A 9,059-nucleotide genomic window follows, 5' to 3' on the forward strand; every position below is an offset into this window, starting at 1 on the left:
CCTGTAGGAGGTGTTCCATGTTCAAGCCCCTGGCGCTGGTCGCTGCGGTACTCACTGCATTCAGCCTGAATGCCTTCGCCAAGACCGAGCTGACCGTGTACACGGCCCTCGAAGCCGAGCAGTTGAAGACTTACAAAGAGGCCTTCGAAAAGGCTAACCCGGACGTCGAAATCAAATGGGTACGCGACTCCACCGGCATCATCACCGCCAAGCTGCTGGCTGAAAAAGACCGCCCGCAGGCCGACGTGGTCTGGGGCCTGGCTGCTTCGAGCCTGGCGATCCTAGACCAGCAGGGCATGCTGGAGAACTACGCGCCCAAGGACCTGGACAAGATCGGCAAGAACTACCGCGACGCCGCCAACCCGCCGGCCTGGGTCGGCATGGACGTGTGGGCGGCGACCATTTGCTTCAACACAGTCGAAGCCGAAAAGCAGGGCCTGACCAAACCGGTGAGCTGGCAAGACCTGACCAAGCCTGAGTACAAAGGCAAGATCGTGATGCCGAACCCGACGTCTTCCGGCACCGGTTTCCTCGACGTCAGCGCCTGGCTGCAAACCTTCGGCGAGAAACAGGGCTGGCAGTACATGGACGACCTGCACCAGAACATCGGCCAGTACGTTCACTCCGGCTCCAAGCCGTGCAAGCTGGCGGCGTCGGGTGAGTTCCCGATTGGTATTTCCTTCGAATACCCGGCCGTGCAGTTGAAGCGCCAGGGCGCGCCGCTGGACATTATCCTGCCGAAAGAAGGCCTGGGTTGGGACATCGAAGCGACGGCTGTGATCAAGGGCACCGCCCATGCAGACGCGGCGAAAAAGCTGGCTGACTTCTCCGCGAGCCCCGCAGCGATGGATTTGTACAAGGACAACTTCGCCGTGCTCGCCCAGCCAGGTATTGCCAAGCCGCAGACTGAATTGCCGGCTGACTACGAACAGCGCCTGATCAAGAACGACTTCGCCTGGGCCTCGAAAAACCGCGACAGCATCCTGACTGAATGGCGCAAGCGCTATGACGGCAAGTCGGAGAAGGTAGCGGGTCAGTAAGTTTTCGTTAGGGCTGATGGCCTCATCGCAGGCAAGCCAGCTCCCACACTTGGAATGCATTCCCCTGTGGGAGCTGGCTTGCCTGCGATAGCGGTCTCGAATTCAGGACATCACGACATGACACAACCAAACGACCTGCTGATTGTGGGCGCCGGCATCCTCGGCCTGTCCCACGCCTTTGCCGCCGCCAAACGCGGCCTCAAGGTCAAGGTCTTCGAACGCAGCGCCACGCCGCTGGGCGCCTCGGTGCGCAACTTCGGCCAGGCACTGGTCACCGGCCAACCACCGGGGCCAATGCTTGACCTGGCTCGCGAAAGCCACGACATCTGGGGCCATTGGGCGCACGTCGCTGGCCTGCAACTCAAGCGCAACGGCTCGTACCTGTTCGCCCGTACCGAAGCCGAAGAACATCTGCTGGAAGCCTTCTGCGCCGGTCGCGCCAGGGAACACGGCTACAACGTCGAGCTGCTGCAAGGCGCGGCGATGAAGGAGGTGTACGGCGGCCAGTTCCGCCATCACCGCGCGGCGCTGCACGGCAAGGATGATCAGCAACTGTATTCGCGCGAAGCGATTCCGGCGCTGATCAACTACCTGGCGCAGGAGCTGAACGTGGAGTTTCACTTCTCCACCCTGGTGCGCGACGTCGAGCCCGGCCAACTGCACAGCACCGTAGGCAGCTTTCGCGGCGAGCAGATCATCGTCTGCTCCGGTCACGATTACCAAACCCTGCTGGCCGAATCGATTGCCGAACTCAGCCCGAGTATCTGCCGCCTGCAAATGCTGCGGGCGCGGCCTGCAATAGACCTGAATCTGCAACATGCCTTGCTGACGGGGTTGAGTTGCGTGCACTACGGCGCCTTCGCCGACCTGCCGGAAGCCGCGCCAGTGCGAGCGCACATCCTGCGCGAAACGCCGTACCTGCATGAGCACGGGATTCACTTGCTGATCAGCCCCACGCCCCAGGGCGAGCTGATCATCGGCGATTCCCACGACTACGGCAGCGATGCCTCGCCGTTCAATGCCGAGCAGGTCGATGACTGGATGATCGAACTGGCCGAGCAGACCCTGGGCTGCAAGGTTCAAGTGGTGGAACGCTGGCAAGGCGTGTACGGCTCGCGTGGGCCGGGGCCGTTTTCGTTCCTGCGGGCAGCACCGGGCGTGAGCGCGGCGCTGATGCACACCGGCGTCGGCATGAGCGTGGGGCCGGCGATGGCCGAGCGAAATATCACAACGTTGTGGGGAGAGGCGTGATGAACCCGGAACAGGCGATTGCCGACGTCTTCGGCTTGTACGAACAGCACGGCACCGCAGATTACATCGGCGAGCCGGTGTCGCAGATCGAGCACATGTCTCAGGCGGCGCAACTGGCAATGGCTGAAGGCTTTGATGATGAGGTGGTGTTGGCCGCGTTCTTTCACGACATCGGGCATATCTGCGGCCAGGGCGGCGCGAACATGGGCGGCTATGGCGTGGTCAGCCATGAGCGCCTCGGCGCGGATTATTTGCGCCGCGCAGGCTTCAGCAAGCGTATGGCCAAGTTGGTGGAGTATCACGTGCAGGCCAAGCGCTACCTGACCTTCAGCCAGCCGGACTACTACGCCCGCCTGAGTGAAGCCAGCCGTCGTACCCTGGGTTATCAGGGCGGGGTGATGAGCGCCGAAGAAGCCCGTGCGTTTGCGCAAGACCCGCTCTGCCAAGTCAGCCTGCGCCTGCGCCACTGGGACGAGCAAGCCAAGCAAATGCACGTGCCGGTGCTTGACCTTGAAGTGCTCAAGGCCAAAGCGCGGCGGTTACTGGCGCCTTAGGTCGCGTCCAGGCGCTGAGCCAGCGCTTCGACCTGTTCCTGGCGCTCGGCCTGACTCAATTTGGCGTGGGGGTTGAGTGACGACCATTGCGGGTGGGCGCGGGCTTTGTGCAGTGCGTCCGGCAGCTTGCCTTCGCGCCAGGTTTTGTCCTGGGGCGTGTCGACCTTGATGCTGTGCAACGCCGCATGGCCGCGCAGGTTCAGGGCCTTGAGCAACTGGCGTTGGCGCAGGGCAAGCAGGCGCAGCACGCTGTCGTCCACGGTCAGTTCGCGTTGGCCCTTGATCTTGCCGAGCAAGCGGCTGCCGTAGCTGCGCGCGGTTTGCAGTGCGCCACCGGCAATCGCGCCAGCCAGGGCGGCGGCCCCGAGGGTTAAGCCGCCGACCAGTAAATCCACGCCTGCACCGGCCGCCGCGCCTGCAGCAATTCCCCCGCCGACACGCACGCCCAGTTGCTTGAGGGTTTCGGGGTTGAACAGGTCGTCGCCCCAGCGCCCGTCGAGCAACGGCAAGTCGCTGGCGGCGGCGTCCTGTGGGCGGAAGCCGAACAGCTTGAGCAGGGCCTCCACGCATTTTTGTTCGCGCTGGCGCACGGCTTTGCGCAGGTCGTTGATGGCGTGCGGCTCATCCTCGGTGACCACGCTGCGCCGGCACGCGGCGCAGTCGATCAGCAACTCGGCAATCAACCGTGCGGCGCTTTGTTGGCGGGCCTGGCGTTGGGCTTGCTGATCGAGGATCAGCCGCTCCAACTGTGGCCGCGCGGTTTCGAGCAGCAGGGCGAGGCTTTCATACAGCCGCCGCTCGCCGTCTTCCGGCGGCGCGACGCTGTCGAAACGCACCAGCGCATGCAGGCCAAGGCGCGCCAGGGCTTCGCGCCAGTCCGGCTCGCGGTGGTCGCTGCTGCTGACAAAATTGAGTACCGGCAGCAAGGGTTTACCGCAACTGGCGAGCACTTGCAGCTCATCGCGGTACTTGGCCAGCACCGGCTCGCGGGCATCGATTACATACAGTCCCGCGTCGGACGCCAGCAGTTGGCGCAGCACTTTGGCTTCCTGCTCGAAACGCTGGCGGGCTTCGCTGCCCTCCAGAAAACGCGCCAGTCGGGCCGGGCCATCGAGGCGTTCGCCGGGTCGGTCCAGGCGTTCCAGATAGTCGAGCAAGGCGATGGCATCTTCCAGGCCGGGCGTGTCGTAGAGCTCCAGCAAGGCTTCGCCGTCCACCGACAAGCGCGCGCCTTCCACATGCCGCGTGGTGCTGGGGCGATGGGAGACTTCGCCGAAGCCCACATCGCGGGTCAGCGTACGCAGCAGCGAGGTCTTGCCGACATTGGTGTGGCCGACCACGGCGAGTTTCAGCGGTTTAGTCATGACCGGTCTCCAGCCAGTTCAGCGGCGCGCAATCGGCGAAGGGCAGCTCAAGCTGTTGCAGTGCGGTGTGCCAGTCGCCCAGGCGCTCGGCGTCCAGCGCTTGGCCAGTGGGCGCTTGCAGCAGCCAGACGCGGGTGGCGGTGGCGCTGCGCGCCAGTTCGGCGATCAGCGCCAGGCTGCCACGGTCCGGCGAGCGGCGTGGGTCGCAGGCGATGGTCAGGCGCGCGGGCGGGAAGCGCGTGAGTTGCTCCAGCAGTTTGTTGCGCGATTCACGGCTGTCGAGGATACCGGCGTTTTTGATGCTGTTTGGCAGCTTGGGCGGCCAAGGGTGTTGGTCGTCCAGCTCGATGGCGACCAGCAGCGCGCCGTCGCTTTCCAGTTCGCTGACGCCGCCGCTGACGTGGTGCAGCTGTTCGGGCGCGGCATCGTTGACGCCGAGGCGCTCGCTGCTGGGCATCAAACGTTCGCGCAACTGGCTGTAGCCCGGCAGATTCAGGTCAAGGCGCAATGCCGCGCGCCCGCGTTTCCAGCGCCACAGGCACAGCAGGGCGAGGATCAACCGTGGCAGCAGGCCGTAGACCAGCAACACACCGACCAGCCACGCGGCCCAGGCCTGACGGGCGCTTTCGATATTCAGAGCAGAATCGCCGCTGGCGCGGATCATCTCGACGGTGGGCACATTGAAGCCGAGCAAGGCGGGCAGGGTGCCGAGGGCTCTGGTCACGGCGACGAAGGTGTCGGCGCCGAGGATGGTGGTTTCCCATACGAAGCCGTAGCGGCGTGTGGCGAGCAACGTAAGAAGAATCAGCATGGCACTGAGCAAGGCCAGCAACCACAGGCTATTGACCAGCACACCCACCGCCCAGCGATTGAGCTTTTGGCGCTGCAACAACAGCAGCAGCGCGGGCGCCAGCTGCGCGGCCTTGGCGTCTCGGGCGAGCTTTTCGCTGAGCCACAACCACAGTCGCCCAAGGGCGGCGCTGTGCTCGCCGGCAAACAGCAGGCCCAAGGCCCAACTGGTCAGCAAAATCAGGTTCAAGCCAAGCAGGCTGCCCAACGCCCAAAACACATTCACTGGGGTCAGGCCGTTGCCCAAGGCGGCAAAGGCCAGCCCGGCACCGCTGATAACCGCGACTATCGCCAACAGCACCAGCGCCAGACGCGCGCCCTGCAGCCAGCGAGTGAGGGCGACGGTGAGGCCATCGCGCTCGGCCAGGTGCAGGGCGCGGTTCTGGATGCGCGTCGGCAAGTCGCCACCGGCCGTGCGGGCCAGACGGTTGGCTTCCAGGTCTTCCAGGGGACCGGCGTGTTCTTCACGCAGGCGCACGGTTTCCGTCAGCCAGAGTTTTTGCAGGGGGTTCAGTGCAGTCACGCGCCATCCTGTTGAGCAAGTGAGCCTGGAGCATAACCGCTGACTCGCGGCTCTGGTATTCTCGTCGCCATGAAAAAAACTCTCCCTCTAAGCCTGATCGCAGCCCTCGGTGAAAACCGCGTGATCGGCGTCGACAACAGCATGCCCTGGCATTTGCCGGGGGATTTCAAATATTTCAAGGCCACCACGCTCGGCAAGCCGATCATCATGGGGCGCAAGACCTGGGATTCCCTGGGCCGACCGTTGCCGGGGCGCTTGAACCTGGTGGTTAGCCGTCAGACCGATCTTGTACTTGAAGGTGCGGAAGTTTTTCCGTCACTGGAAGCAGCCGTGGAACGCGCAGAGGCGTGGGCGCTGGAGCAAGGTGTGGATGAGCTGATGCTGATCGGAGGTTCGCAGTTGTATGCGCAAGGGCTGGAGCAGGCGGATCGCCTGTATTTGACGCGGGTGGCGTTGAGCCCTGAGGGTGATGCTTGGTTTCCGGAGTTTGATTTGAACCAGTGGAAGCTGGTGTCGAATGTTGAAAACCCGGCTGAGGGCGATAAGCCGGCGTACAACTTCGAGGTTTGGGAAAAGGCCTAAGAGCATCGCAGGCAAGCCAGCTCCCACAGGGTGATCCGGTTTCTTCAGGAAAACTCGGTCAACTGTGGGAGCGGGCTTGCCCGCGATAGCGGTCTGTCAGGCTTGCGCTAATTCGGCATGCTCATCGGCATCCAGCAACGCTTTATCCGTCTGCCCCATAACCTGGCTGGTAATCGCGCCCGCCGTCATCGAACCGTTCACGTTCAGCGCCGTGCGGCCCATATCAATCAGCGGCTCCACGGAAATCAGCAGCGCCACCAGTGACACCGGCAAACCCATGGCCGGCAGTACGATCAGCGCAGCAAACGTTGCACCACCACCCACTCCCGCCACACCGGCCGAACTCAAGGTCACAATCGCCACCAGCGTCGCGATCCACAGCGGGTCCAGCGGGTTGATTCCAACGGTCGGCGCGACCATCACTGCCAACATCGCAGGGTAAAGCCCGGCGCAACCGTTCTGGCCGATGGTCGCCCCAAACGAAGCGGCGAAACCGGCGATGGATTGCGGAATGCCCAGGCGGCGCGTCTGCGCTTCAATGCTCAGAGGGATCGCCGCGGCGCTGGAGCGGCTGGTGAACGCAAAGGTCAGCACCGGCCACACCTTGCGGAAGAACCGCAGCGGGTTGATCCCGGCCAGCGACAGCAGCAGGCCGTGCACCACAAACATCAGGCCCAGCGCCAGGTACGACACCACCACAAAACTGCCGAGCTTGATGATGTCTTGCAGGTTGGAGCCGGCGACCACTTTGGTCATCAGCGCCAAAACGCCATATGGCGTCAACTTCATCACCAGGCGCACCAGGCGCATCACCCAGGCTTGCAGGGTGTCGATGGCGTTGAGCACTTTCTGGCCTTTTTCCACGTCATCCTTGAGCAGTTGCAGCGCGGCAACCCCGAGGAAGGCGGCGAAAATCACCACGCTGATGATCGACGTCGGTTTGGCCCGGGCCAGGTCGGCAAACGGGTTAGCCGGCACGAACGACAACAGCAGTTGCGGGATATTCAGGTCGGCGACCTTGCCTGCGTAATCACTCTGGATCACTTGCAGGCGCGCCATTTCCTGAGTACCGGCCACCAAACCTTCGGCGGTGAGGCCGAACAGGTTGGTCAGGCCGATGCCGATCAGCGCCGCAATCGCGGTGGTAAACAGCAACGTGCCGATGGTCAGGAAGCTGATCTTGCCCAGTGACGAGGCGTTATGCAGACGCGCCACGGCACTGAGGATCGAGGCGAACACCAGCGGGATCACGATCATTTGCAGCAACTGCACATAGCCGTTGCCGACCAGGTCGAACCAGCCAATCGAGGCTTTGAGCACCGGGTTACCGTCGCCGTAAATCGTGTGCAGCACCGTGCCGAATATCACACCCAGGGCGAGCGCGAACAGGACCTTCTTGGCCAGGCTCCAGTTTGTGCGGCGGGTTTGTGCCAGGCCCAGCAACAGGGCCACGAACACCAGTACGTTGAGAATCAGGGGCAGATTCATTGAAACTCCGTTGAGAGTGTTGCCAATCGCGTGAGCCTGCGATTGCGAACCGAAAATGCTAACAGCTTGAAATATATTGATTTAATACCGATATGGAATGGTGACTGTCGTTTTTGGAATAAGCGTGTGGCGCTCAGGTGTATGGCGGTGACGGGATCAGAACGCGCACCGTCGCGCTCGACTTGGGAATTGTCACAAGAATTTGTTAGCGTCGATGTCTTTCACTTACAGAGAAAACGCTTATGAAGTTCGCGCCCACGCTGCTCGCCGCTGCCTTTTGCCTCGGCCTTGCCAGCCAAGCCTTTGCCGCCACCGAGTTGAAGCACTGGCCGGCGCCTGCCGCCGAGCAACTGAACAAGATGATCGCCGCCAACGCCAACAAGGGTAATTTCGCGGTGTTCGACATGGACAACACCAGCTACCGCTACGACCTCGAAGAGTCCTTGCTGCCGTACATGGAAAACAAGGGCCTGATCACCCGCGACAGCATGGACCCTTCCCTGAAGCTGATGCCGTTCAAAGACACCGCCGACCACAAGGAAAGCCTGTTCAGCTATTACTACCGCCTGTGTGAAGTCGACGACATGGTCTGCTACCCGTGGGTTGCGCAGATTTTTTCCGGCTTCACCCTCAAGGAACTCAAGGTCCAGGTGGATGAGTTGATGGCGTCCGGCAAACCGGTCCCCGTCACCTACTTTGAAGGCGACGTGGTGAAGAAGTCCGAGGTGCAGCCGCCGAAAGTCTTCACCGGCCAGGCTGAGCTGTTCAACAAGCTGATGGAAAACGGCATCGAGGTGTACGTGATGACCGCCGCGTCGGAGGAGCTGGTGCGCATGGTCGCGGCTGATCCGAAGTACGGCTACAACGTCAAACCCCAGAACGTCATCGGCGTGAGCACGTTGCTCAAGGACCGCAAAACCGGCGAGCTGACCACCGCGCGTAAGCAGATTACCGCCGGCAAGTACGACGAGAAGGCCAACCTCGGTCTGGAGCTGACCCCGTACCTGTGGACGCCCGCGACCTGGATGGCCGGCAAGCACGCGGCGATCCTTACCTACATCGACGAGTGGAAAAAACCGGTGATCGTGGGTGGCGATACGCCGACCAGCGATGGCTACATGCTGTTCCACGATGTGGACGTGGCCAAGGGTGGCATTCACTTGTGGGTCAACCGCAAGGACAAGTACACGACCCAGTTGAACGGCATGATGGCCAAGCACGCAGCTGCGCAAGCTAAAGAAGGCTTGCCGGTGACGGCGGACAAGAACTGGGTGATCGTCAAGCCGGACGAGATTCAGTAAGACCGAGTCGCCTGCTTCGCGAGCAAGCCCGCTCCCACATTCGATCGCATTCTCAAGTTGGAACTCGATCAACTGTGGGAGCGGGCTTGCTCGCGAAGGCGGTGTTA

Annotated in this window: 8 protein-coding genes; 5 read left to right on the plus strand and 3 right to left on the minus strand. The window is 62.4% G+C overall.

What is annotated here, in order from left to right:
• Positions 1-17: 17 nt before the first annotated feature.
• The 3 genes from Q7C20_RS23615 to Q7C20_RS23625 all read left to right on the plus strand — a co-directional run bounded on the left by Q7C20_RS23615 (position 18) and on the right by Q7C20_RS23625 (position 2,845).
• Positions 18-1,040 (plus strand): putative 2-aminoethylphosphonate ABC transporter substrate-binding protein, encoded by a 1,023-nt coding sequence (locus tag Q7C20_RS23615; protein WP_375070658.1) that lies wholly within the window; start codon positions 18-20, stop codon positions 1,038-1,040.
• A gap of 117 nt (positions 1,041-1,157) precedes the next feature.
• Positions 1,158-2,291, plus strand: a complete 1,134-nt coding sequence (locus Q7C20_RS23620) for a TIGR03364 family FAD-dependent oxidoreductase (protein WP_375070660.1) — start codon at positions 1,158-1,160, stop codon at positions 2,289-2,291.
• Positions 2,291-2,845 carry a phosphonate degradation HD-domain oxygenase gene (locus Q7C20_RS23625; RefSeq protein WP_375070662.1) on the plus strand — a complete coding sequence of 185 codons (555 nt, stop codon included), beginning with the start codon at positions 2,291-2,293 and terminating at the stop codon, positions 2,843-2,845. Before Q7C20_RS23620 ends, Q7C20_RS23625 begins: the two co-directional genes overlap by 1 nt.
• On the opposite strand, the gene Q7C20_RS23630 is transcribed toward Q7C20_RS23625, so the two are convergent.
• Positions 2,842-4,209: a DUF3482 domain-containing protein gene (locus Q7C20_RS23630; protein WP_375070664.1), complete on the minus strand. Its 1,368-nt coding sequence runs from the start codon at positions 4,207-4,209 to the stop codon at positions 2,842-2,844. The two genes, Q7C20_RS23625 and Q7C20_RS23630, sit on opposite strands and share 4 nt — an antisense overlap.
• Entirely contained in the window at positions 4,202-5,581 is a 1,380-nt protein-coding gene (locus Q7C20_RS23635; RefSeq protein ID WP_375070666.1) for a DUF2868 domain-containing protein, read from the minus strand. Before Q7C20_RS23635 ends, Q7C20_RS23630 begins: the two co-directional genes overlap by 8 nt.
• 69 nt (positions 5,582-5,650) lie before the next feature.
• Here Q7C20_RS23635 and Q7C20_RS23640 point away from each other — a divergent pair, with 69 nt between their 5' ends.
• The gene (locus Q7C20_RS23640; RefSeq protein WP_375070668.1) at positions 5,651-6,163 is read left to right on the plus strand and encodes a dihydrofolate reductase; all 513 of its coding nucleotides are present in this window, start codon (positions 5,651-5,653) and stop codon (positions 6,161-6,163) included.
• A 96-nt stretch (positions 6,164-6,259) separates the two neighbouring features.
• On the opposite strand, the gene Q7C20_RS23645 is transcribed toward Q7C20_RS23640, so the two are convergent.
• Entirely contained in the window at positions 6,260-7,651 is a 1,392-nt protein-coding gene (locus tag Q7C20_RS23645) for an L-cystine transporter (RefSeq protein WP_375070670.1), read from the minus strand.
• Between the two features lie 242 nt (positions 7,652-7,893).
• Between Q7C20_RS23645 and Q7C20_RS23650 the strand changes: the two genes are divergently transcribed.
• Positions 7,894-8,952 carry a haloacid dehalogenase-like hydrolase gene (locus Q7C20_RS23650; RefSeq protein WP_375070672.1) on the plus strand — a complete coding sequence of 353 codons (1,059 nt, stop codon included), beginning with the start codon at positions 7,894-7,896 and terminating at the stop codon, positions 8,950-8,952.
• The last annotated feature ends 107 nt before the right edge of the window (positions 8,953-9,059 follow it).

This window comes from Pseudomonas sp. AMR01, from assembly GCF_041946035.1.
In the GTDB taxonomy this organism is placed as follows: domain Bacteria; phylum Pseudomonadota; class Gammaproteobacteria; order Pseudomonadales; family Pseudomonadaceae; genus Aquipseudomonas; species Aquipseudomonas antarctica_B.